Source organism: Brevundimonas sp. UBA7838 (genome assembly GCF_002500885.1).
In the GTDB taxonomy this organism is placed as follows: Bacteria; Pseudomonadota; Alphaproteobacteria; order Caulobacterales; family Caulobacteraceae; genus Brevundimonas; species Brevundimonas vesicularis_C.
The window spans coordinates 7,650-31,351 of the sequence record NZ_DLTK01000037.1; the positions used below are offsets into that span (position 1 = coordinate 7,650).

Here is a 23,702-nt window from a genome sequence, read left to right on the forward strand (position 1 = left end):
CTGGGCGGCGGCACCTTCGACGTCTCGATCCTGGAGATCGGCGACGGCGTGTTCGAGGTGAAGTCGACCAACGGCGACACCTTCCTTGGCGGCGAGGACTTCGACCTGCGTCTGGTCGACTACCTGGCCGACGAGTTCAAGAAGGAGCAGTCGGTCGACCTGCGCCAGGACAAGCTGGCCCTGCAGCGCCTGAAGGAAGAGGCCGAAAAGGCCAAGAAGGAGCTGTCGACCACGACCCAGTACGAGGTCAACCTGCCGTTCATCACCATGAACGCCTCGGGTCCGCTGCACCTGAACATCAAGCTGACGCGCGCCAAGCTGGAAAGCCTGGTCGAGGACCTGGTCCAACGCACGATCGAGCCGTGCAAGAAGGCACTGGCCGACGCCGGCCTGAAGGCTTCGGACATCGACGAAGTGGTTCTGGTCGGCGGCATGACCCGCATGCCCAAGGTCGTGGAAGCCGTGAAGGCCTTCTTCGGCAAGGAGCCGCACAAGGGCGTGAACCCTGACGAAGTCGTGGCCCTGGGCGCCGCCGTTCAGGCCGGCGTTCTGCAAGGCGACGTCAAGGACGTGCTGCTGCTGGACGTGACGCCGCTGACGCTGGGCATCGAAACCCTGGGCGGCGTGTTCACGCCCCTGATCGAGCGCAACACGACGATCCCGACCAAGAAGAGCCAGACCTTCTCGACCGCCGACGACAACCAGTCGGCCGTGACGATCCGGGTCTTCCAGGGCGAGCGTCCGATGGCGTCGGACAACAAGATGCTGGGTCAGTTCGACCTGATGGGCATTCCGCCCGCACCGCGCGGCATGCCGCAGATCGAGGTCGCCTTCGACATCGACGCCAACGGCATCGTCAACGTCTCGGCCAAGGACAAGGCGACCAACAAGGAGCAGTCGATCCGCATCCAGGCGAACGGCGGTCTGTCGGATGCCGACATCGACAAGATGGTCAAGGAAGCCGAGGCCAACGCCGCCACCGACAAGGCCAAGAAGGATCTGGTCGAGGCGCAGAACGCCGCCGACAGCCTGATCCACTCGACCGAAAAGGCCCTGGCCGAACACGGCGACAAGGTCGGCGCGGACGAGAAGACGGCCATCGAGACCGGCCTGGCCGAGCTGAAGACCGCGCGCGAAGGCACAGATCCAGAAGACATCCGCGCCAAGACCAACACCCTGGTCCAGGCCTCGATGAAGCTGGGTGAGGCCATGTACGCCCAGCAGCAGGGCGACGCCGCCGCCGAAGGCCAGCCGGCCGACGACGGCGTGGTCGACGCCGAGTTCGAGGAAGTGTCGGACACGGACGGCGACGACAAGAAGAGCGCCTGATCCGTCACAGGTCGCTGAAATGATACGGCCCCGCTTGTCTTGCGATAGGCGGGGCCTTTTCATGAAACTTGCATCATTGGTCCCGGACCCCATGTCAGCCGGGACATCGATTTCGACCAACGCTCGATAAGAGGCGAGGCGAAAGCGAACGGGGAAGTATGAGGACGAACGCCCGATGGCGCGTGATTATTACGAAGTTCTGGGTGTCGAACGCACGATCGACGCCCCCGGCCTGAAAGCCGCCTACCGCAAGCTGGCCATGATCCACCACCCGGACCGCAATGGCGGCTCGGAAGAGTCGATGGCCAAGTTCAAGGAGCTTTCCGAGGCCTATACGGTGCTGTCAGACGACAACAAGCGCGCGGCCTATGATCGTTACGGCCACGCGGGCGTGAACGGCGGCGGGGGCGGCAATCCCTTCGGCCAGGGCGGCCAAGGCTTCTCGGACATCAACGACATCTTCTCCCAGGTCTTCGGCGATGCGTTCGGCGACGCGTTCGGCGGACGCCAGGGCCGGGGCCAGCAGGGCGGACCGCGCCGGGGCTCGGACCTGCGCTACGATCTGGAGATCACCCTGGAGCAGGCCTACAAGGGCGAAGACGTCGAGATCGACATCCCCTCGACCATGACCTGCGACACCTGCGAAGGGTCGGGCGCCAAGCCGGGCACCAAGCCCGTCACCTGCACCACCTGCCAGGGCGCCGGTCGCGTGCGTCAGGCCAACGGCTTCTTCCAGGTCGAGCGCACCTGCCCCCGCTGCCACGGCCAGGGTCAGATGATCGCCGATCCCTGCACCACCTGCCACGGGCATGGCCAGGTTCGCAAAACCCGCACCCTGAACCTGAAAATCCCCGCCGGCGTGGACGACGGTTCGCGCATCCGTCTGTCGGGCGAGGGCGATGCGGGCCAGCGCGGCGGACCGCGCGGCGATCTATACGTCTTCATCTCGGTCACGCCGCACGACCTGTTCGAGCGCGACAACCTGGACCTGCTGGTCACCGTGCCCGTGCCGATGACGGTGGCGGCCCTGGGCGGCGAGATCGACGCGCCCTGCCTGGTCTCCACGGCCTGTGACGGCAAGTGCAAGGCCTCGGTCGCCGTTCCGGCCGGCGCCCAGACCGGCAAGACCGTGCGCATCAAGGGCAAGGGCATGCCCCATCTGAACGGCCGCAACCGCGGCGATCTGGTGGTCGAACTGTTCGTCGAGACGCCCACCGATCTGACCGCGCGCCAGCGTGAGTTGCTGGAAGAGCTTGCCCTGTCGTTCGGGGAGGGGCAGAACCCCAGGAATTCCAGCTTTGCCGGAAAGGCGAAGCGTTTCTGGGCCGACATCCTGGGCAATCAGGACGCGGACGGGTCGAAAGAGAACGCGGTTTGAGCGCAATCTTCCACGCCGGCATTTCCGGCTATCGCGGCCGGATGGGGCGTGCGGTCTCTCAGGTTCTGGACGCCCGCGAAGACGTGGTGGTCGCCGCCCGCTTCGATTGGGGCGAAACCGCCGACCTGTCGCTGTGCGACGTGATCATCGACTTCTCGACCCCGGCCGCTTCGGTGGCCCTGGCCCAGAGCGCGGCCGAGCGCGGCGGCCCGGCCCTGGTGATCGGCTCGACCGGCTTCACGGACGGGCAGGAGGCCGACCTGATGAAGGCCGCCGAGAAGGTCGCCATCGTCAAGAGCGGCAACTTTTCCCTGGGAGTGAACATCCTGATCGGCCTTGTCCAGCACGCGGCCCAACGTCTGGACGCCCAGGATTGGGACATCGAGATCACCGAGGCCCACCACCGCCGGAAAGTGGATTCACCGTCGGGCACGGCCCTGATGCTGGGCGAAGCCGCAGCCGAGGGGCGGTTCGCCGACCTGGCCCAGTTGCGCACCGCCCCCTACGACGGCGTGCAGGGCGAGCGGGAGACCGGCAAGATCGGCTTTTCTTCGATCCGCGCCGGCGGGATTGTGGGCGAACACACGGTGCTGTTCGCCTCCGAGGACGAGGTTCTGACGCTCAGCCATTCGGCCATCGACCGGTCGCTGTTCGCCCGCGGCGCCGTCGCGGCCGCCGCCTGGGTCCGCACCCGCCGCCCCGGTCTTTACGACATGCAAGACGTGCTGGGCTTCAGACAGGCCTGATGCCCAAGGGCCATTGCCGCCCTGCTATGTTTGCGACTCGGTTACCACGTCAAAACAGATCATCTGCGTCATTCCGGGGCGGCCGAAGGCCGAACTCGGAACCCATGAGCGCAATCTCGTTCTAGAAAATGCGTCCGAGATCCAACCTCACGCCTGGCTTCCGGGTTCCTCGCTCCGCTCAGCCCCGGAATGACGACGGCATTTCAGGGTCGTCTTGGCTACGCCGCGTCTTCCTGCGCCGGCAGGCCGTAGGCGTCCCAAAGTGATCGGTCCTTCAGCGCCTTGGCGAGGAAGGCGACGTGGGCGGCTTGTTCCTCGGGCGTGGAGCGCGGCGCCAGAGGGCGGCGGCGCTGGCCGTAGGCGGCGGTTTCGATGACGCCGCCGGGACCACGGCCGACCGGCGCGGACGACAGGTCCAGCACCCGCTCCTTGCCGCCGCGAAGCTCAAGATAGACCTCGGCCAGCAGACGGGCGTCGATCAGGGCGCCGTGCAGCGTCCGCTCGACCAGCGACACCTTGTAGCGTTTGCACAGGGCGTCCAGCGAGTTGGGCATGCCCGGAAACCGCGTCTGGGCCAGTTTCAGCGTATCGATCCAGCGCGCCTCGCCGGTGATCGGCCGGCCGCATCGCGCATATTCGAAGTCGATGAAGTTGCGGTCGAAGGCGGCGTTGTGGGCGATCATCTGCGCATCGCCGATGAATTCGATCAGGTCGTCAGCGATCTCGGCGAACTTGGGCGCATCCTTGACCTTCTCGTCGGTGATGCCGTGAACCCGGATGGCGTCGGGCGGGATCAGCCGCTCGGGATTGACGAACCGATGGAAGGTCCGCCCCGTCGGCAGCAGATCCTGGATCTCGATACAGCCGACCTCGATCAACCGGTCGCCCGTCTTGGGGTCGAAGCCGGTGGTTTCCGTATCCAAAACGATCTCGCGCGCCATTCGCCCTTAGTGGCGGCATTCGCCTCAGCGCGAAAGGCTCGCCGCGCCTCGCCGGGGAGATATCCACGACGGGTCCAGAACGGCGGCCACGATCGCCTCGACCTCGGCCCGCGCGGCCTCCAAACCCCGGCCGGTGTCGATGACGAAATCCGCCCGCGCACGCTTTTCGGCGTCCGGCATCTGGCGCGCCAGGATGGCGTCGAACCGTTCGCGGGTCATGCCGGGACGGGCCAGGACGCGCTCCGCCTGGATCGCCGGATCGGCGGTGACCACCACGACGGCGTCGACGGCCCTGTCCCCACCCGTCTCGAACAGCAGGGGGATGTCCAGAACCGCCAGTTTCACACCGGCCGTGCGCGCCGCCTCCAGATCGGCCGCGCGACCCTGGGCGACCAGGGGGTGGACGATAGCCTCCAGACGACGGAACGCCGTGTCGTCTTTCCCAAGCGCCTCGGCCAGACGCGTGCGATCGACCGCGCCGTCCACCACGACGCCGGGAAAGGCTTCGCCCACCGGACCAACCGCCGCACCGCCGCGCGCGTAGAGGCGGTGAACCGCATCGTCGGCGTTCCAAACGACGGCCCCCAGATCGGCGAACATGGCCGTCGTCGTCGACTTGCCCATGCCGATGGAGCCGGTGAGACCGAGCAGGATCATGCCGTCTCGCCCAGATGGGTCATCAACAGGGCGCGAAGATCGAGAGGCGGCGGCGCGCGGCGGAACAGGGCTTCGAACGACGGCGCCGCCTGGCCGATCAACATGGCCAATCCATCCACCGTCGGCAGGCTGCGTTCACGTGCCGCCGTCAGAAAGGGCGTGGCCAGCGGTTTGTACGTCATATCCATCACCACCGTGCCGGGCGCGATCCGGTCAAAGTCGATGATCGGCGCAACGCTGAGCGCATTGATGACCAGGGCTGCGCCGTCAAAAGCGGCCTCGGCCGTCATGACCCGTACCGAGGGTCCAAGATCGGCGGCCAGGGCCTGGGCGCGTTCAGGCGAACGGTTGACGATGCGCACCTCGGCGCCGGCCTCGACTAAGGCGCCGGAGCCTGCGCGGGCCGCGCCGCCGGCGCCCAGCATCACCACCGGCCGCCCGGCCACGTCCAGGTCCGGCGCCTGTTCCCTCAGGCCGCGCATCAGGCCGATCCCGTCGGAACTGTCGGCCAGCACCCGCCCGTTTTCGAACTGCAGGATATTGGCCGAGGACGTCAGCCGCGCCGCCGCCGTCGCCTGATCCGCCAGGGCGAAGGCCTGTTCCTTGAACGGCGCGGTGACGTTCAGTCCCATGATCAGACCGGCACGTCCCGCCGCGACCAGCGCCTCGAACCCGGCCGCATCGGCAGGGGCCAAGGGGACGTAGGCGCCGTCGATCCCGCCGGCCGCCAGCCAGGCGTTGTGGATGACCGGGCTGAGCGAATGGGCGACCGGATTTCCGGCGATCCCGGCGACCATGGCGGCCCCGGTTATGCGGTGCGTGCTCATGCCGCGATCACCCCAGCCCGACGCAGCTCTTTCAACACCGGCCAGAGCGGCAGGCCCAGCACCGTGAAATAGTCGCCGTCCACCGCCTCGAACAGCTGCGAGCCCAGCCCCTCGAGCCGATAGGAGCCGACGCAGGACAGCAGGGCCTCGCCCTCGGCCGCCAGATAGGCGTCGAGGAAGGCGTCCGAGAAATCGCGCATCCGCATCTGAACCGTATCGACGCCGGACCAGACGATCTGGCCCTTGGTCGCCAATGCTGCGCCGGAATGCAGTTGGTGCGACTTGCCACGCATCGCTTTCAGCCGTTCGCGCGCCGCGTCCAAAGACCTGGCCTTGGAGACCAGGCCGCCGTCAAAGGCCAGGGTCTGATCGGAGCCCAGCACCCAGGCGGTCTCGTCGTCGCGCGAGACGGCCAAGGCCTTGGCTTCCGCAAGACGAACGGCGAGGGCGGCGGCGTCCAGATCGGTCGAGACAGCCTTGATCGCGTCCTCGTCCACATCGGCGACGCGCACCTCAAAGGCGACGCCGGCGTTTTCTAGCATGGCGCGGCGGGCCGCGCTCTTTGACGCCAGGATGAGAGCTTCGGATTTCACCAGGTCGTCCCGATCTTGTGGTTGCGGTGCTCGCTCAGAAGATTGGTGATCGCCGCCGCCGTCTCTTCCACCGAGCGGCGGGTCACGTCGATGGTCGGCCAACCACGCCGCTCAAAGGCCCGCCGGGCCTTGATCGTCTCGTCACGCACGGCGTCTTGGTCCGTATAGTTCGACGACTGACTGGCGTTCAGATTGTCGATGCGGTTGCGGCGGATCTGAACCAGCCGATCGGGCGACACGGTCAGGCCGATCACCAGGGGGTTCTTCAGCTTGGTCAGCCGCTCGCCGTCCTCCTGCCCCGGCACCAGGGGCACGTTGGCCGCCCGGATGCCCCGGTGGGCCAGATAGATGCAGGTCGGGGTCTTCGACGTCCGGCTGACCCCGCAAAGGACGACGTCGGCGCCCTCCAGCTGATCCAGCGACCCCTGGCCGTCATCATAGGCCATGGCGAAGTCCAGCGCCGCGATCCGGTTGAAGTAGTCGTGGTCCAGCGCGTGCTGGGCGCCGACGCGGGTGGACAGGGCCGCGCCGAGATAGCGCGACATGGCGCCGACCAAGGGATCCAGCGCGCCGATCTGGGGCATGTCCAGGCGACGGCAGCCCTCTTCCAGCTGCTCGCGCAGATCGCGGTCAACCAGTGTGTGCAGAACGACGCCCGGCGCGGATTCTACTTCCTGCAGCACCCGCTCCATCTGCTTTGACGATCGCACCAGGGAATAGATGTGCTCGATCGGAATGACGCCGTCGAAACGCGCGGTCACCGCCTTGGCCATGGCGTTCAAGGTCTCGCCGGTAGAGTCCGACACCAGGTGAACGTGGAAATAGGTGGCCAGACGGGCCGGTCCCGAGGGTCTCGCAGGGCTCATGAGACTGTCTGTCTCCCTGTTGAAAGTTGGGGGACGGCGTTGGACCGTCGGGGCACCGTTTTTCTTAGCCGCTGATCGATCCGCCCGCGAGCGGGGATGATGGTGGATCGCATTGGGCGTCCGCCGCCGGATCATCCCAAGGCGGAAAACCGAATTTCCAACCGCTGTGGAAAATCCTAATGAAAGGTTAACGGTGCTTAACCGCGTTCACAGCCGCAAGCCCCCGCAAACCCTTGCCCGTTAAGGTTTCGTTAGGGATTGTCCACCGGCGGGATGAGTCGTTTCGACATCCCCGTTAACGATACGCCAGGCGTGGATATCCGCTTTTGTTCCGCCGCCGCCGATCGAGTCATCCCCGCCATTCCACCGCCCTACCTGCCACTTCGAATCTTTTAATTCTTAATCTGATTAGGGATTGAGGGCGGGGGGCTGTGACCTTAATCCTCCGGCATGACCGATCAGACCCAGACTGCCGATCCGACACCCCTGGTGCTCCGGGCTCTCCGCGGGGAGACGTTGGAGCGTCCGCCGGTGTGGTTCATGCGCCAGGCCGGTCGGTATCTGCCGGAATACCGCAAGCTGAGGTCCGAGGCGCCCGACTTCATCGCCTTCTGTCTGAACCCCGACATGGCCGCCGAGGCGACGCTTCAGCCCATGCGCCGGTTCGGCTTCGATGCGGCCATCGTCTTCGCCGACATCCTGCTGATCCCGCGCGCCCTGGGCCAAGACGTCTGGTTCGAAACGGGGGAGGGGCCGTGGCTGGGCGAAATGCCGATCCCGGGTCGGATGGCCGAACTGGCTCCGGCGGCGGGCGAGCATCTGTCGGCGGTGGGTGAGACCCTGTCGATCGTGCGCGCGGCCCTAGAGCCGGAACGCGCCCTGATCGGCTTCGCCGGCGCGCCCTGGACAGTGGCGACCTATATGCTGGACGGACAGGCGCGCACCATCGGCAAAGGCGAACGCGCCCAGGCCCGCACCTACGCCTATGCCGATCCTGAACGCGTCGACGAGACGCTGGAGGTTCTGGTCGAGGCCACGGCCAGGTATCTGAAGATGCAGGCGGACGCCGGGGCCCAGGTTCTGAAGATCTTCGAGAGCTGGGCCGAGGGTCTGCCGGATGATCTGTTCGAAAGATTGGTCCTGAAGCCCCACCAGGCGCTGGTGAAGCGCACGCGGGAGCTGGGGGTCACTGTACCCCTGATCGGCTTCCCACGGGGCTCTGCGGCGCTCGCAGAGCAGTATGCCGAGGCGGTCGAGGTCGACGCCGTCGCCCTGGACACCGCCTGCCCGCTCGAGGTCGGCAAACGGGTGCAGCAGATCAAGCCGATCCAGGGGGCGCTCGACCCGCTGTTGTTGCGCGCCGGCGGCGATCTGCTGGACCGACGCGTCGATCAGCTGATGGAGGCCTGGGGGCAGGGGCCTTGGCTGTTCAACCTCGGCCACGGCATCCTGCCGGACGTGCCGATCGACCATGTCGAACAGGTTCTGAGACGGATCGGCGCCCAATGAGCGATGCGAACCCCGGCCGCCGCATTGCGGTGGTGCTGTTCAATCTGGGCGGGCCGGACGATCAGGCTTCGGTCAAGCCGTTCCTGTTCAACCTGTTCAACGATCCGGCCATCATCGGCCTTCCGGGGATCTTCCGCACGCCTCTGGCCAAACTGATCTCCAGCCGGCGCGAAACCAGCGCTCAGGCCAACTACGCCCTGATGGGCGGGGGATCGCCGCTGCTGCCCGAAACCAGTCGCCAAGCTGAGGCTTTGCAGGCGGTGCTTGGCGCGCGACTTGGCGGCGATGAGGTCAAGGTCTTCATCGCCATGCGCTACTGGCATCCGTTGACCGAGGAGACGGCGGCCGAGGTCGCCGCCTTCGGACCCGACGAAGTCGTCCTGCTGCCGCTCTATCCGCAGTTTTCGACCACGACGACGGAATCCTCGCTCAAGGCTTGGAACGCCGCCTATACCGGCCCGGGCGTCAGCCGCGCCGTCTGCTGCTATCCGGCCGCGACAGGCTGGGTTGAGGCCCAGGCCCAGGCGATCGGCGAGAAGCTGGACGAGGCGGTGGGCCAGCCGGTGCGGGTGCTGTTCTCCGCCCATGGCATCCCCGAGAAGCTGGTGACCGGCAAGGGGGATCCCTATCAGGAGCAGATCGAGACGACGGTCGCCGCCGTGGTCGCCGCCATCGCGGCGCAGCGCGGGCCGATCGACCACGCCATCTGCTACCAAAGCCGGGTTGGGCCGATGAAATGGCTGGGCCCGTCCACGCCTGAAGCCATTGAAACCGCAGCCAAAGACGGCGTTGGGGTCGTCGTCACGCCTATCGCCTTTGTCTCGGAGCATATCGAGACCCTGGTCGAGCTGGATATCGAATACGGAGAACTGGCCCACGAAAAAGGGGCCAGTCCATATTTGCGGGCGCCGGCGGTCGGGATTGAGCCACTGTTCATTGACGCCTTGGCTGACGCGGCAGTGGGCGCATTGTCCCACGTGGGCGTCGCGCCGTTCGGCCAGGGGTGCAAGGCGGACTGGAAGGCCTGTCCGCATCGCAAGGGGAGGCAGGCGGCATGAACACCTACGATCTCGCACGCGGGCTGCACATTCTGGCGGTGATCGCCTGGATGGCGGGCCTTCTGTTCCTGCCTCGGCTCTACGCCTATGACGCCGAACAGAGCGCCAAGCCCGAACCGCTGAAAAGCGAGATGCAGGCCCTGCTGCGCCTGTGGCAGACGCGGCTGCTGCGCATCATCCTGAACCCGGCGATGATCCTGGCCTGGGTCTTCGGTCTGTGGTTGATCCACATCGACGTCTCGGCGCGCGGCGCGGCCTTCCTGGGCGAGCCGTGGATGATCGCCAAGCTGACTGGCGTCTTCCTGCTCAGCGGCTGGCATGGATTTCTGGCGGCCCAAAGGAAGAAGATTGCGGCCGGCACGTCGAAATATTCCGGCAAGTTCTGGCGTATGACGAACGAAGTGCCCTTCGTTCTGGCCATCGTCATGGTGCTGTCGGTGACGACGGAGTGGACGTTCCGGTAAGCGGCTCCGCTTGACCTCGTCCGCCGCCTGTGGTTCCGCTGGCGGCGAACCGTTCGGCGTCCCGCGTCGGCGGTCCCTCTCTTTCGTGACGCCTGCAGGCCTTGGAGCCAGCGGGAGCCCGTCGCACCTCCCTTCGGCCTTCCGGCCAGACATTTTCAGAGACCCGCGCCGCAGCCGTCTGGCCGTGTGCGCCCGCGAGCCTGCATCATGACCGACGTCCGCGACACCAATCCCGAGACCCCCGAGAACGAAGGTGTGGAGGTTGAAGCCCCCACCCATCACGGCGCGGCGCATGAAGCGGGCGAGGCGGCGGGCGCCGATTCCGGCGTGGACACGACGGCGGATGACGAAGAGGACGGTGAGCCCGTCGTCGCCAACGGCCGCATCACGCTCGCCGAACTGAACGAGAAGACCCCGGCCGACCTGGTCGCCTTCGCTGAACAGCTAGAGGTCGAGAACGCCTCGAACCTGCGCAAACAAGATCTGCTGTTCGCCATCCTGAAGGCCCTAGCCGACGAAGAAGTCGAGATCATCGCGGACGGCGTGCTGGAAATCCTGCCGGACGGGTTCGGCTTCCTGCGCAGCTCGGACGCCAACTATCTGCCGGGTCCGGACGACGTCTATGTCTCGCCGTCGCAGATCCGCCGTTTCGGCCTGCGCTCGGGCGACACCGTCCATGGGGCCGTGCGCGCGCCGCGAGAAGGCGAACGTTACTTCGCCTTGCTCAAGGTCGACACGATCAATCTGGAAGACCCCGAAGCGGTCAAGACCAAGGTCCTGTTCGACAACCTGACGCCGCTCTATCCCGAAGAGCGACTGCACATGGAAATCCAGGATCCGACTTTGAAGGATCGCTCGGGCCGGGTCATCGATATCGTCGCGCCGCTGGGCAAGGGGCAACGCTGCCTGATCGTGGCGCCGCCGCGCGTCGGTAAGACAGTGATGCTGCAGAACATCGCCAAGTCGATCGAACGCAACCACCCGGAAGTCTTCCTGATCGTCCTGCTGATTGACGAACGCCCCGAAGAAGTGACGGACATGCAGCGCACGGTGAAGGGCGAGGTCGTCGCCTCGACCTTCGACGAGCCCGCCACCCGCCACGTCGCTGTCGCCGAAATGGTGATCGAAAAGGCCAAGCGTCTGGTCGAGCACAAGAAGGACGTAGTGATCCTGCTTGACTCCATCACGCGTCTGGGCCGCGCCTACAACGCCACCGTCCCCTCGTCGGGCAAGGTGCTGACGGGCGGTGTCGACGCCAACGCACTGCAACGGCCCAAGCGCTTCTTCGGCGCCGCGCGTAACGTGGAGCAGGGCGGTTCGCTGACCATCATCGCCACGGCTCTGATCGACACCGGCAGCCGGATGGACGAGGTGATCTTCGAAGAGTTCAAGGGCACTGGCAACTCGGAGATCGTGCTGGACCGCAAGGTCGCAGACAAGCGCATCTTCCCCGCCATCGACGTGCTGAAGTCCGGCACCCGCAAGGAAGACCTGATCACGCCGAAGGATCAGCTGGCCAAGACCTATGTCCTGCGCCGCATCCTGAACCCGATGGGACCGCAGGACGCGATCGAGTTCCTGCTCGACAAACTGCGTCAGTCGAAGAACAACTCGGACTTCTTCCAGTCGATGAACACCTGATCCGTCCTTCCTCAAGTAGCCGCGCGCCGCGCGTGCGGCGTTAGGATGGAAAAGACGTTTCACGTGAAACAGGAGACCATGCGATGAAGGTCAATGTGGAAGTCGATTGCACGCCGGCGGAGGCACGCGCATTCCTAGGTCTGCCGGACGTGACGCCGCTGAACGAGGCCATGGTCGCGGAGATGCAGAAGCGGATGGAGGCCAATGTCGCCGCCATGCAGCCCGAGGAATTGATGAAGACCTGGACCAGCTTCGGCCTGCAGGCCCAGGACCAGTTTCGACGCCTGATGGAAGCGGCGGTGAAGTGAGCATCCGCCCGCCCAGGAGCCGCTCGGTCTGAGTTGATGATCGACACCATATTCGCCTTGGCAACGCCGCCCGGCCGAGGCGCCATCGCGGTTCTCCGTTTGTCGGGCCCCGGCGTCGAGGCCGCGTTGACGGCGCTGGGCGCGACCCGTTTAACGCCGCGCATGGCTTCGGTGCGCAACCTCAGCCATGCCGACGATCACATCGATCAGGCGCTGGTGCTGCGTTTCGTGGCACCAAACAGTTACACGGGTGAGGACGCAGCCGAGCTGCATCTGCATGGCGGTCGTGCCGTCATCGAGGCCGCCAGTCGCGCCTTGATCGCACTGGGCTTGCGCCCGGCGGACCCCGGCGAGTTCACGCGCCGCGCGTTTCAAAATGGCCGCATGGATTTGGCGCAAGCCGAGGCGGTCGCCGATCTGATCGATGCGGAGACCAGCGCACAGGCCAAGCAGGCGTTGGGTCAGTTGGATGGCAAGCTCAGCGAAACCTATGCCGGCTTCCGCCGTGATCTTCTTCACGCCCTGGCTCTGGTCGAGGCCGAGATCGACTTTCCGGATGAAGAGGTCCCGGACAATCTGGCCCGTACGGCGGGGCCTGTGCTGGACCGGCTCGGCGCCGACCTGAGACGCGCGGTCGATACGGGGCGGCGTGGCGAACGGGTGAGGGATGGTTACCGCATCGTCCTGATCGGTGAGACGAACGCCGGCAAGTCGTCGCTGTTCAATGCGCTGGTTGCACGTGAGGCGGCCATCGTGACGCCGATCGCCGGCACCACACGGGATGTGCTGGATGCCGATCTGGTAATCGGCGGCTATGCTGTGACCTTGTCGGATACCGCCGGCCTGCGAGACAGCGATGACCCGGTCGAGGCCGAGGGCATGCGTCGCGCCCGGGTGCGCGCTGAGCAAGCCGACCTGCGTCTCTGGGTCCGCGCGCCTGGCGACCCGGCCGGCGTGGCTGCGAACTACGTCAAGGATGGCGATCTGATCGTGGCGACCAAGTCCGATCTTAGCGTCGATACAGGTCACGGCCGTCATGAGGCTCTAGCGGTCAGCACTGTAACTGGCGACGGCCTGGCCGAACTTCGGGGTTGGATTGCCGCCCGTCTTGCGAAGGATCTGTCCGGCGCCGACTTCCCTGCCGTGACGCAGGAACGGCATCGGCTGCGTTTGCTTGAGGCGTTGGAAAGCGTCGATGCAGCGCGGGCTGCGCTCAATGTGGCGCCGGAAATGGCTGGTGACGATCTGAGACGGGCTGCCGACGCTCTGGCGCGCGTGACAGGTGCGATCGGTGTTGAGGACATTCTGGGCGAAGTCTTTTCGACCTTCTGCATCGGAAAGTAGGTCTAGCCATACCGGTGTTTCACGTGAAACAGAGGCGGGTCGCGGTCAGATGCGATTGGTCCGCCTCTGGCGATCACACGCGTTTTGGCTTATGTGCCGGCGATGATTTTTCCCCATGATCTTATATTCGACGTCGTCGTCATCGGCGGCGGCCACGCCGGCTGTGAAGCGGCGGCGGCTTCCGCGCGGGCGGGCGCCCGCACCGTCCTGCTAACCCAGAAGCTGGAGACTATCGGCGAGATGTCGTGCAACCCGGCTATCGGAGGGCTGGGGAAGGGCCATCTGGTTCGCGAGATCGACGCCATGGACGGCGTCATGGGACGGCTGGCCGATGTGTCCGGCATCCAATTCCGCCTTCTGAACCGATCCAAGGGCGCCGCCGTTCGGGGCCCGCGCAGCCAGATTGACCGCCGCCTCTATCGCGAGGCCATGCAGGCCGAACTGCAAGCGACGCCCAATCTGACCCTGATGGCGGGGACGGCCGAGCGGCTTATCCTTGAAGGCGACCGTGTGGTCGGCGTCGTGACCGGCGCCGCAGAGACCGTTCGGGCTGGGGCAGTCGTGCTGACAACGGGCACTTTCCTGAATGGCGTCATCCATCGCGGCGACGAACGCATCCCGGCGGGCCGTTACGGCGAGGAGGCTGCGACGGGCCTGGCTGCCGATCTTCAAGCGGCCGGCCTGATGATGGGGCGTTTGAAGACGGGCACGCCCGCACGCTTGGACGGGCGGACCATTGGCTGGGATCGTCTGGAAATGCAGCAGGCGGATGAGGCGCCGTCGGCCTTTTCCTTCCTGACCGACCGGATTGACGTGCCCCAGATCGCCTGCGGCGTGACCCACACGACGGAGGAGACCCATCGGATCATCGCTGACAATCTCGGCGAGAGCGCCGTCTATGGCGGCAAGCTGTCGGGGCGGGGCCCGCGATATTGTCCGTCGATCGAAGACAAGGTCGTTCGGTTCGCCGACAAGACGAGCCATCAGATCTTCCTGGAGCCGGAAGGCTTGGACGATCCAACGGTCTATCCGAACGGGATCTCCACCTCGGTGTCGGAGCCGACGCAGCTCGCCTTCCTGCGAACCATCCCGGGATTAGAAGCGGTCGAGGTGTTTCGATACGGCTACGCCATCGAATACGACTATGTCGATCCATGCGAGCTGACGGCGGCGCTCGAGGTCAAGAAGCGTCCGGGACTATATCTCGCCGGACAGATCAACGGCACGACGGGCTATGAGGAGGCCGCGGCACAGGGGCTGATGGCGGGGCTAAACGCCGCGCGTTCAGCGGCCGGCCTGGAGCCGGTGATCCTGGGGCGTGATCAGGCCTATATCGGCGTCATGATCGACGATCTGGTGACTCGTGGCGTTACCGAACCGTACCGGATGTTCACAAGCCGGGCTGAATATCGCCTGACGCTGCGAGCCGACAATGCCGACCTTCGGCTCACACCGCTTGCGATACAGCTGGGCATTGTCGGTGAGGAACGGCGTGTTCGTTTTGGGTCCAAGGCTTCGGCGCTTGCATCAGCGAGCTCTGTTTCACGTGAAACGCTATTCACGCCCAACGAGGCCGGTGAGCTTGGTATTTCGGTCAATGCTGACGGCCGGCGGCGTTCAATGCGCGAGCTGCTGGCCTTCCCCGATGCGACTTTGGACAACTTCGTCTCAGCAGTGCCCGTCATCGCAGACTGGACCGATGACGTCCGCGAGCAGGTACAGATCGACGCCGCCTACGCCAACTATCTGGATCGCCAATCGCAGGATGCGGACGCTCTGAAGACGGAGGAGGGGCTGATGCTCCCGACCGATCTCGACTATGGCGCCGTTGGAGGTCTGTCGAATGAGGTCAAGGAAAAGCTGGCGCGCATCCAACCTCGCACATTGGGCCAAGCTGGCCGCATCGAGGGCATGACGCCCGGCGCTTTGACGGCGCTGCTGGCCTATGTGAAGCGCACGCCTAAGGCGTCGGTCGCGGCCTGATGTTGGAGGCTGAACAAAAGGTGTTCCGCGCACGCGCCAATGCGTCAACGGAACAGCTCGCCGACCTCGAAGCCTTTCGATTGCGATTGGTCGAGGCCAATGCGGTGATGAATCTGGTGGGTCCGGACAGTCTGCCGGACTTCTGGAACCGCCATGTCTGGGACAGTGCTCAACTGCTCGATCGGGCGCCAGAAGCGAAGACCTGGGCGGATCTGGGGGCGGGGGCCGGCTTTCCCGGACTGGTCCTTTCCATCATGCTGAAGGGGCGCGATGGGGCGCACGTCTGGCTGATCGATAGCCTGGCCAAGCGCTGCCGATTTCTTCAGGAGGTCGTGGACGCCTTGTTCTTGCCAGCGACGGTCATCGTCGGTCGGGCTGAGGCCCAGTCTGTGACGTGCCACATCGTTACCGCCCGCGCCGTCGCGCCGATGGAGAAACTGCTGGGTTATGCACAGCCCTACTTCCAAAGGGGTGCACAAGGTCTGTTCCTGAAGGGGGAGCGTGCCGAATCCGAGTTGATCGAAGCGCGCAAATCCTGGCATTTCGAGGCTGAACTGGCCCCGTCGCAAAGCGACGTGCGCGGCCGCATCGTGACAATCCGGAGCCTCCGCCGTGCCCGCTCAACGCGCTAGAAAGCCCGCCCGCGTCCTCGCCGTGTCCAACCAGAAGGGCGGGGTCGGCAAGACGACGACAGCCATCAACCTCGGCACCGCCCTGGCCGCTATCGGGGAGCGCGTACTGATCGTGGATATGGACCCGCAGGGCAATGCCTCAACGGGTCTGGGTGTTCCACGTGAAACACGGCGTGTCACGATTTATGATGTCGTCGTTGACCAGCGCTCCATCGCGGATGCCTCGGTGCAGACGACTGTGCCGGGTTTGTGGATCGTCCCGGCTGACGCGGACATGTCGGGCGTTGAGATCGAACTGAGCCAAGCGGATCGCCGGTCTTATCGGCTGCGCGATGCCCTGCGAGCACATGACGACGGCCCTACCGCGTATGACTACGTCCTTATCGACTGCCCGCCGTCGTTGAACCTGCTGACGCTGAATGCGATGGCGGCTGCGGACGCGGTGTTGGTGCCGCTGCAATGCGAGTTCTTCGCCTTGGAAGGCCTGAGCCAGCTGATGCGCACCATCGACATGGTCAAGCACAGCCTCAACCCGTCGCTGGAAATCCAGGGCCTGGTCCTGACGATGTTCGATCGTCGTAGCGCCCTGTCGGGCCAGGTGGCCAACGACGTGCGCGCTCACTTCGGCGACAAGGTCTATGAGAGCGTGATCCCGCGTAATGTCCGCGTCGCCGAGGCGCCGTCGTTCGGCAAGCCGGCGCTGATCTATGACCTGAAGTGCGCCGGCAGCCAGGCCTATCTGCGGCTGGCCAAGGAAGTGGTGAAGCGCGAACGCCAGCGCCTGAAGCTGGCCGCCTGAGTTTTAATAGAACGGAACAGTATCTTGGCTGAACGACAAAGAGGTCTGGGCCGCGGCCTGTCGGCGTTGATGGGACAGGACGCCGAGGCGCCGGTCGCATCCGACGCGCCCGTGCCCGCCGGTGTGCAACGCGTACCGATCGAAAGCCTGAAGCCCAATCCGGACCAGCCGCGCAAGACCTTCCGCCAAGAGGATCTGGAGGAACTGACCGCCTCGATCCGCGACAAGGGGGTTCTGCAGCCGATTTTGGTGCGGACCCAACCGGGTGAGGACGGCGTCTGGCAGATCATCGCCGGCGAACGCCGCTGGCGCGCGTCACAGGCGGCGCGCCTGACCCAGGTGCCGATCGTGGTCCACGAGATGGACGACGTCGAGGTGTTCGAAGTCGCGATCGTCGAGAACGTCCAGCGCGCGGACCTGCATCCTCTGGAGGAGGCCGAGGCGTACCGCGTTCTGATGGATCGCTTCGGACGGACGCAGGATGCGGTGGCGGGCGTGGTCGGCAAGAGCCGCAGCCATGTGGCCAACACCATGCGCCTGCTGCAACTGCCCGAGCGGGTGCTGTTCTATGTGCGCGAAGGCAAGCTGTCCGCGGGTCACGCCCGCGCGCTGATCAATACGCCCGATCCGGGTCAGTTGGCGGACATCGCCTTCGTGGATGGTCTCAGCGTCCGTGAGACAGAGGCCCTGGCGCGCCGTGCGGTGGAAGGGCCGAAGCCGACGAAGGCCAAGTCGGCGTCGGCGGCCGCAGGCGGGGAGGGGGCGGCCGATGTCGCCGCCCTGCAGCAGGATCTGGCCGATGCGCTGGGCCTGAAGGTCCAGTTGTCGGACAAGGGCGGGAAGGGCGAGCTGACGATCGGCTACGGCTCGCTGGAGCAGCTCGACGACCTCTGCCGCCGTTTGATGCGCGGCTGACCGCTAGACTGTGCTAGGGTGTCGATATGACTGAAGACACGACAACCACCGCCGCCGACAAGCTGAAACAGGCGCTCGCCGCCAAGAAGGCCAAGGCGGGTCATGGGTTCAACGCCCAGCCGGGCGCCAAGGCCGAAGAGAAGGCTGTGTCAGCGCGCAACGTCGCCATGGCCCAGCCCGCCTTCCGCAAGGCGTCCAAGCGCGGCTAGGGCTACAGCCCCAGCCGTCTGGCGCGACCTGCGATTTCCAGCAGCAGGCGTTCGGCGATCAGTTGGTCCGGCATTCCGGTCGTTTTGGTGGCGACATCGGCGGCGTTGATGCTGTCCAAGACCTTGTCCAGGGCTTCGAGCCGCCAGGATCGCGCCTGACGCAGCATTTCCGCCTCCTGTTTCCAGAAGATGCCAGCGGCCTTGGCGGCCTCCTTGGCGTTTGCGCCGTTAGCCTGCAAGATATTGATCCGGCGTAGCTTTCCGAGATGGATCGCGGCGGAGCGAACGGCGAGCACCGACGATTCGCCCTCGGCGAAGGCGCGCCTGAGCCCCGCCTGCGCCGGGCCGGGACGCGCGCCGAAGGCCTGAAGCGCCGCATCCGACAGGGAGGCGTCCGGCTCGACGCCAAGATGATGCTCCAGCGCGTCAATATCCAGAGTCTTGCCGGAGCCGGGGCCAATGAACAGGGCCAGCCGCTCGATCTCCTGCCGCATCAAGCCCCGCTCGCGCGGCAGGCGCGCGACGAAACGGTCCAGGGCGTCGGACGTCAGGCCCACCTTGTCGGCGGCCAGGGCTTCACGGACCATGCGGGCGACATCGCCGGTCTCGTCCTCATAGCAGACGATGCCGACCGCGCCGTTCTCCTTCTCGGCCGCCTTTCTGAGCGCGGATTCGCGGCCCAGCTGGTCGGCCTCGACCACCATCATGGCGTCGGGATTGTAGCCGCCGTCGGCGTGGATCTTCAGCGCGGCGGCGACGGCCTTATCCACGCCGGGCTTTAGCGCCGACAGACGGATGCGCACCAGGCGACGGCCGCCCATCAGGGACATGGCCGTCAGCGCTTCTTCCAGCTTCGTTTCGTCGCCATCGATGTCGCTGTCGGTCAGGACGGTGACGTTGAAGGGGTCGTTCAGGTCGGGCGTGACCGTCTTGCACAACACCTCGGCCCGCTCGGCGACGCCCGACCGGTCCTTGCCGTGGATCACCGCCGCCCGGATCGCCGGATCGGGCGCCTTCAGAAAGCGATCGATCTCGGGGCGTTTGGCCAGGATCACGGGTTCGACAGCGCCTGCATAAGATCCAGTCGGATCAGGCGGGCCAGTTCGGCTGCGGCGCGCTCCTCTCCGTCCTGCTGGGCGGCGATGGCGGCATAGGGCTGGTCGGCGGCGGCGTAGGTCGTGGTGACGGTTTCCGTGCCGCTGACGGGCGTTCCCCCGGCGGCTGGAGTGAGGGTCCAGGTCGCCTTGACCGTGAGTTCATAGCGGGTGGCGGTGTCGTCGATACGGCGACCCAGCGAGCGGCGGTTCTGCTGGACCTCGGTCGTCAGGCGATACAACGGCGTCGCGCCGCGATCCCAGGCGAGGACGTCTTCCAGCTGCTCGCGCAGGCGATAGCCCAGACGGTCATCCTGGGTCGCGACGGCGATCCGGCGCAGAGATGACCCCACGGCCGGCTCGGCGTACATGGGCGTGAAGCCGCAGGCGGAAACCGCCAGAGACGCGAGAACCGCGCAAGTCGCCGCAATACGCATCAGCCAGCCACCAGATTGACGATGCGGTCCTTGACCACGACGATCTTCTTCACGCTCAGACCCTCCAGCCGCGCCTTGACCGTTTCGTCGGCCAGGACCAGGGCTTCGACCTCGGACGGCTCCATGCCGCGCGGCACGCGGATTTCCGCGCGACGCTTGCCGTTGATCTGGATGGGCAGGACCACCTCGTCGTCGGCCGCGAGCGCAGCGTCCCACACGGGCCACGGCGCGTCCAGAACCATCCCGTCTTCCCCCAGCCGCGTCCAGGCTTCTTCGGCCAGGTGCGGAGTGAATGGGGCGATCAGACGGGCCAGCGCCGACAGGGCTTGACGCTTGGCGTCGCCGCCGGCCCGGGCATTGTCGCGAATGGTGGCGACCAAGGCATAGAGCTTGGCGATGGCCGAGTTGAAGCGGAAGCCCTCGACCCCTTCGGACACGGCCCTGATTGCCTTGTGCGTTTCGCGCAGCAGCTCGGCGTTGGCCTTGTCCTCGCCCGCGAAACCGGCGTCATAGGTGTCGAACAGGGTCCAGGCGCGCTGGACGAAGCGGCTGGCGCCCTCGACGCCCCCAGGGGTCCATTGCACGTCTCGTTCGGGCGGGCTGTCGGACAGGACGAACAGGCGACCGGCGTCCACGCCGTGGCTTTCCAGGATTTCGGCCGGAGCGACGACGTTCTTCTTGGACTTGGACATCTTTTCGATGTCGCCGATGACCAAGGTCTCGCCGGTCGACAGCTGACGGGCCGAGCGGACGCCGTTGTCGTTCTTGAGCTCGACGTCAGTCGGCTCGACCCAGGCGCCGTCGCCGCGGCGATAGGTTTCGTGAACCACCATGCCTTGGGTGAACAGGCCGGCGAACGGCTCCTTCACCGACAGCATGCCGGCGCCCGACAGGGCGCGGGTGATGAAGCGGGCGTACAGCAGGTGCAGGACCGCGTGCTCGACCCCGCCGATATATTGATCGACGGCCAGCCAGCGGTCGGCGGCGGCCTTATCGATCGGCGCCTCGGCTGTCGGATCGGTGAAGCGGGCGAAATACCAGCTGGAATCGACGAAGGTGTCGAGCGTGTCGGTCTCGCGCGTCGCATCGGCGCCGCACGACGGGCATTTGACGTGCTTCCAGGTCGCGTGACGCGCCAAGGGATTGCCGGGCACGTCGAAGGTCACATCATCAGGCAGGACGACCGGCAACTGATCGGCGGGAACCTCGACAACGCCGCACGACGGGCAGTGGATGATCGGGATCGGGCAACCCCAATACCGCTGGCGCGAAACACCCCAGTCGCGCAGACGATAGATGGTCTCGGCGCGGCCTTGGCCGGCGGCCTCGACCTTGGCGATCGCGGCGGCCTTGGCGGCCTCGACGTCCATGCCGTTCAGGAAGTCTGAGTTGAAGATGCGGCCGGGGCCGACATAGGCCTCGGTTCCGATCTCGACCGTCTCGGCGTCGTCGGGCTTCACCACCGGCGTCACCGGCAGATCGTATTTGCGGGCGAAGTCCAGGTCGCGCTGGTCATGGGCCGGGCAGCCGAAGATGGCGCCCGAGCCATAGGTCGACAGCACGAAGTTGGCGGCCCAGACGGGTAGGGTCTTGTCCGGATCGAAGGGATGGCGGACGCGAACGCCCAGATCCACGCCCAGCTTCTCGGCCTTTTCGATCTCGGCTTCACTGGTGCCGGTCTGAGCACAGGCCTTGACGAAGTCCGCCACGTCCGGCCGATGCTCGGCGATGGCCTTGGTCAGGGGATGGTCGGGCGCCAGGGCCAGGAAGCTGGCCCCGAACAGGGTGTCAGGGCGGGTGGTGTAGACCTCGATCGGATCGCGGGCGTGATTGGGTTCGCCCTCGGGGGAGGCGGGCAGGAAGGCCGGCGCCTCGGCGATGTCCCACCACAGGGTCGCGCCCTTGGACTTGCCGATCCAGTTCTCTTGCATCAGCCGGACCTTTTCGGGCCAGCGGTCCAGGGTCTTCAGGCCGTCGATCAGGTCGTCGGCATAGTCGGTGATGCGCAGGAACCACTGGTTCAGCTTGCGCTTCTCGACCAGGGCGCCTGAACGCCAGCCGCGTCCGTCGATGACCTGTTCGTTGGCCAGGACCGTGTTGTCGACCGGATCCCAGTTGACCACCGCATCTTTGCGATAGACCAGACCGCGCCGATACAGCTCCAGGAACCAGGCCTGCTGCTTGCCATAGTATTCCGGGTCGCAGGTGGCGAACTCACGCGACCAGTCCAGCGACAGGCCGAGCAGCTTCAGCTGCTCGCGCATGTTGGCGATGTTGGAGTAGGTCCAGCCTTTCGGGTGGATGCCGCGCTCCATGGCCGCGTTCTCGGCCGGCATGCCGAAGGCGTCCCAGCCCATCGGATGCAGAACGTCGTACCCCTGCGCGCGCTTAGACCGCGCCACCACGTCGCCCATCACATAGTTGCGGGCGTGACCCATGTGGATGTTGCCCGACGGATAGGGGAACATCTCAAGCACATAGTATTTCGGCCGGCCGGTGTCCTTGGTGACGAAGGCGGAAGCCTCGGCCCATCGGGCCTGCTGGCGGGGTTCGGCGGTCTTGGGTTCGTAACGGGCCACGGTCGTCCTGAAAGTCGAAAGGGCGCTAACGCCCTCCCGGCTCAACTAGCCCGAAGGACGACAGCGCCCAAGAAGTAATGCGTTTCGGCGTTCCCAGCAGGTCTGACGAAACTAAACCAGTCGGCGCTCAAGTAGCCCAAAGGGCGGTAGCGCCTAGAAATAAAGCGAGCGCCGGCTTTAGCCGGCGTTCGACAGATTCAGCTGGCGCGCCTTGGTCAGGATGGCGTTTTCCAGATCGGCCTCGGTCTGGGCGGCAACCGGGGCGGCGGTCCACTGACCATCGGCGCCCTTCACTTCCTTGGTCACCGTGACGTTCAGCGCGTCGGCGCGCAGACGGGTGTCCAGGATGAAGACGGTCGCCTTGAAGCGCTCGTTCGGCGTCTGGGGGTTGATGTACCAGTCATAATTGATGACGCCGCCCCACGGATCGGCGGTCAGCAGCGGCATGAAGCTGAGGGTATCGAGCGAGGCGCGCCACAGGAAGGCGTTGACGCCGATGCCCTGTTGCACGTTCGTCTTGGGCGCAGACTTCTTGCCGCCGACGAAGGGAATGCTCGAGCAGGCCGACAGGGACGCGCCCAGGGCCACGCCCGAGACCAGCACGACCGCGACGTTCCGAACCAGGGCCTTGTTGAGGCTCATCAAGAGAAGTCTCCGTAAACTCAGGGACGTGAGAGCCCTCGCCCGCACGCGCGCACGGCATGAGAAATGCCGACTGCCAGGCTCTATAACACGGCGAAAAGGGGCGATGACAAGGCGAAGTCGGTTCCCGCCGCATCGCTCGTCGCGGTGTTTTGTGAAGGGCATGTGAGATTTCGCGGGAATCCGCCCGAATCCCGTGACGCTTGAGACACATACGCCGACAACAATGCGCGGGAACCTTGTTATCGCCGGCTCATTGCGTTGACCGCGCAGACACCCGGTGTCTAATCGCGGGGCTCACGACCATATAAGGTCGGTTCAGGGTTGAAACGCCGCCTCATGGCGGGGTTCGAAGGATTTGGTATGCGGTTCGGTGGTTTCCTGGCTGTGATGATGGCGACGGCGGCGATGGCCGCGTCGACGTCGGCGCTTGCCCAAAGCACATCCACCGTTTCCCTTTCGGAGGCCCAGGCGGCGCAGCGTAACGCGCCGGCGCCGCAGCGTCGCGGTCTGCGCCTCAACGATCGTGGCCGGTGGGGTCTGGATTTCAACCTGAACCAGCCCGTGGGTCGCGAGACCGACTGGGGTGACGTCGAGGCCGGCGCCTATTACCGCCTGAACGACCGTCTGCGTGTCGGCGCCGCCGCCGCCGTCAGCACGCCGGAAGCCGATCCGGCCCGCGCGCCCGAAACCAACGGCCGGGCTCAGCCCCGCGTCCGTCTGGAAACCATCTTCAAGTTCTGATTTCGAT

24 protein-coding genes are annotated in these 23,702 nt (G+C 65.7%); 15 read left to right on the forward strand and 9 right to left on the reverse strand.

Translation table 11 applies throughout. The annotated features are described in order from the left end of the window. From dnaK to dapB, 3 genes are all read left to right on the forward strand, one after another. Nucleotides 1-1,329: molecular chaperone DnaK (gene dnaK / locus B3T77_RS02300; protein WP_292076774.1), on the forward strand; the 1,329-nt coding region annotated here is incomplete at its 5' end. A gap of 175 nt (nt 1,330-1,504) precedes the next feature. Further along, nucleotides 1,505-2,707: a molecular chaperone DnaJ gene (dnaJ, locus tag B3T77_RS02305; RefSeq protein ID WP_017505388.1), complete on the forward strand. Its 1,203-nt coding sequence runs from the start codon at nt 1,505-1,507 to the stop codon at nt 2,705-2,707. Next, on the forward strand, nt 2,704-3,453 hold the full coding sequence (dapB, locus tag B3T77_RS02310; RefSeq protein ID WP_292076778.1) for a 4-hydroxy-tetrahydrodipicolinate reductase: 750 nt from the start codon (nt 2,704-2,706) through the stop codon (nt 3,451-3,453). The genes dnaJ and dapB overlap by 4 nt, the downstream gene beginning before the upstream one ends. 218 nt (nt 3,454-3,671) lie before the next feature. Here the strand turns inward: dapB and dnaQ are convergent, their stop codons facing one another. The 5 genes from dnaQ to B3T77_RS02335 are packed head-to-tail and all read right to left on the reverse strand — an operon-like array spanning nt 3,672 to nt 7,337. After that, nucleotides 3,672-4,394 (reverse strand): DNA polymerase III subunit epsilon, encoded by a 723-nt coding sequence (gene dnaQ / locus B3T77_RS02315; RefSeq protein ID WP_292076779.1) that lies wholly within the window; start codon nt 4,392-4,394, stop codon nt 3,672-3,674. A 24-nt stretch (nt 4,395-4,418) separates the two neighbouring features. Next, nucleotides 4,419-5,051, reverse strand: coding sequence for a dephospho-CoA kinase (gene coaE, locus B3T77_RS02320; RefSeq protein ID WP_292076782.1), 633 nt, complete (start codon nt 5,049-5,051; stop codon nt 4,419-4,421). Beyond that, nucleotides 5,048-5,878: a shikimate dehydrogenase family protein gene (locus B3T77_RS02325; protein ID WP_292076783.1), complete on the reverse strand. Its 831-nt coding sequence runs from the start codon at nt 5,876-5,878 to the stop codon at nt 5,048-5,050. Before B3T77_RS02325 ends, coaE begins: the two co-directional genes overlap by 4 nt. Then, nucleotides 5,875-6,471, reverse strand: coding sequence for a Maf family protein (locus tag B3T77_RS02330; RefSeq protein ID WP_373427524.1), 597 nt, complete (start codon nt 6,469-6,471; stop codon nt 5,875-5,877). The genes B3T77_RS02325 and B3T77_RS02330 overlap by 4 nt, the downstream gene beginning before the upstream one ends. Beyond that, nucleotides 6,468-7,337 (reverse strand): pyruvate, water dikinase regulatory protein, encoded by an 870-nt coding sequence (locus tag B3T77_RS02335; RefSeq protein WP_045810959.1) that lies wholly within the window; start codon nt 7,335-7,337, stop codon nt 6,468-6,470. The genes B3T77_RS02330 and B3T77_RS02335 overlap by 4 nt, the downstream gene beginning before the upstream one ends. Nucleotides 7,338-7,787: 450 nt before the next feature. On the opposite strand from B3T77_RS02335, the gene hemE reads away from it, so the two are divergent. From hemE to B3T77_RS02390, 11 genes are all read left to right on the forward strand, one after another. Then, on the forward strand, nt 7,788-8,846 hold the full coding sequence (gene hemE / locus B3T77_RS02340; RefSeq protein ID WP_292076788.1) for a uroporphyrinogen decarboxylase: 1,059 nt from the start codon (nt 7,788-7,790) through the stop codon (nt 8,844-8,846). Continuing rightward, the gene (gene hemH / locus B3T77_RS02345) at nt 8,843-9,904 is read left to right on the forward strand and encodes a ferrochelatase (protein ID WP_292076792.1); all 1,062 of its coding nucleotides are present in this window, start codon (nt 8,843-8,845) and stop codon (nt 9,902-9,904) included. The genes hemE and hemH overlap by 4 nt, the downstream gene beginning before the upstream one ends. Next, a complete protein-coding gene (locus B3T77_RS02350) occupies nt 9,901-10,368 on the forward strand; it encodes a CopD family protein (protein WP_292076794.1) in 468 nt (155 codons plus the stop codon). The genes hemH and B3T77_RS02350 overlap by 4 nt, the downstream gene beginning before the upstream one ends. 207 nt (nt 10,369-10,575) lie before the next feature. After that, nucleotides 10,576-12,009, forward strand: a complete 1,434-nt coding sequence (gene rho / locus B3T77_RS02355) for a transcription termination factor Rho (RefSeq protein ID WP_066553597.1) — start codon at nt 10,576-10,578, stop codon at nt 12,007-12,009. A gap of 83 nt (nt 12,010-12,092) precedes the next feature. Further along, nucleotides 12,093-12,317 carry a DUF6489 family protein gene (locus tag B3T77_RS02360; protein WP_055755073.1) on the forward strand — a complete coding sequence of 75 codons (225 nt, stop codon included), beginning with the start codon at nt 12,093-12,095 and terminating at the stop codon, nt 12,315-12,317. A 36-nt stretch (nt 12,318-12,353) separates the two neighbouring features. Continuing rightward, nucleotides 12,354-13,661, forward strand: a complete 1,308-nt coding sequence (gene mnmE, locus B3T77_RS02365; protein ID WP_292076800.1) for a tRNA uridine-5-carboxymethylaminomethyl(34) synthesis GTPase MnmE — start codon at nt 12,354-12,356, stop codon at nt 13,659-13,661. A gap of 102 nt (nt 13,662-13,763) precedes the next feature. After that, nucleotides 13,764-15,644, forward strand: a complete 1,881-nt coding sequence (gene mnmG / locus B3T77_RS02370) for a tRNA uridine-5-carboxymethylaminomethyl(34) synthesis enzyme MnmG (protein WP_292076803.1) — start codon at nt 13,764-13,766, stop codon at nt 15,642-15,644. Next, nucleotides 15,644-16,276, forward strand: a complete 633-nt coding sequence (gene rsmG / locus B3T77_RS02375; protein ID WP_312184817.1) for a 16S rRNA (guanine(527)-N(7))-methyltransferase RsmG — start codon at nt 15,644-15,646, stop codon at nt 16,274-16,276. Before mnmG ends, rsmG begins: the two co-directional genes overlap by 1 nt. Next, on the forward strand, nt 16,257-17,075 hold the full coding sequence (locus B3T77_RS02380) for a ParA family protein (RefSeq protein ID WP_039246649.1): 819 nt from the start codon (nt 16,257-16,259) through the stop codon (nt 17,073-17,075). The genes rsmG and B3T77_RS02380 overlap by 20 nt, the downstream gene beginning before the upstream one ends. Nucleotides 17,076-17,099: 24 nt before the next feature. Beyond that, the gene (locus B3T77_RS02385; protein ID WP_292076808.1) at nt 17,100-17,990 is read left to right on the forward strand and encodes a ParB/RepB/Spo0J family partition protein; all 891 of its coding nucleotides are present in this window, start codon (nt 17,100-17,102) and stop codon (nt 17,988-17,990) included. Nucleotides 17,991-18,016: 26 nt separating this feature from the next. After that, nucleotides 18,017-18,199 carry a hypothetical protein gene (locus B3T77_RS02390; protein WP_292076810.1) on the forward strand — a complete coding sequence of 61 codons (183 nt, stop codon included), beginning with the start codon at nt 18,017-18,019 and terminating at the stop codon, nt 18,197-18,199. 2 nt (nt 18,200-18,201) lie between these two features. Here B3T77_RS02390 and holA read toward each other — a convergent pair whose 3' ends face one another. From holA to B3T77_RS02410, 4 genes are all read right to left on the reverse strand, one after another. Beyond that, nucleotides 18,202-19,254: a DNA polymerase III subunit delta gene (holA, locus tag B3T77_RS02395; protein WP_292076813.1), complete on the reverse strand. Its 1,053-nt coding sequence runs from the start codon at nt 19,252-19,254 to the stop codon at nt 18,202-18,204. Continuing rightward, on the reverse strand, nt 19,251-19,730 hold the full coding sequence (lptE, locus tag B3T77_RS02400) for an LPS assembly lipoprotein LptE (protein ID WP_292076815.1): 480 nt from the start codon (nt 19,728-19,730) through the stop codon (nt 19,251-19,253). The genes holA and lptE overlap by 4 nt, the downstream gene beginning before the upstream one ends. Next, nucleotides 19,730-22,309 carry a leucine--tRNA ligase gene (gene leuS, locus B3T77_RS02405; protein ID WP_292076817.1) on the reverse strand — a complete coding sequence of 860 codons (2,580 nt, stop codon included), beginning with the start codon at nt 22,307-22,309 and terminating at the stop codon, nt 19,730-19,732. Before leuS ends, lptE begins: the two co-directional genes overlap by 1 nt. Before the next feature lie 177 nt (nt 22,310-22,486). Continuing rightward, the gene (locus B3T77_RS02410) at nt 22,487-22,951 is read right to left on the reverse strand and encodes a DUF3576 domain-containing protein (protein WP_017505409.1); all 465 of its coding nucleotides are present in this window, start codon (nt 22,949-22,951) and stop codon (nt 22,487-22,489) included. Nucleotides 22,952-23,275: 324 nt separating this feature from the next. Between B3T77_RS02410 and B3T77_RS02415 the strand changes: the two genes are divergently transcribed. After that, complete coding sequence (locus tag B3T77_RS02415; RefSeq protein WP_235559377.1) at nt 23,276-23,695, forward strand: NtrZ family periplasmic regulatory protein; 420 nt, start codon at nt 23,276-23,278, stop codon at nt 23,693-23,695. Nucleotides 23,696-23,702: the final 7 nt, after the last annotated feature.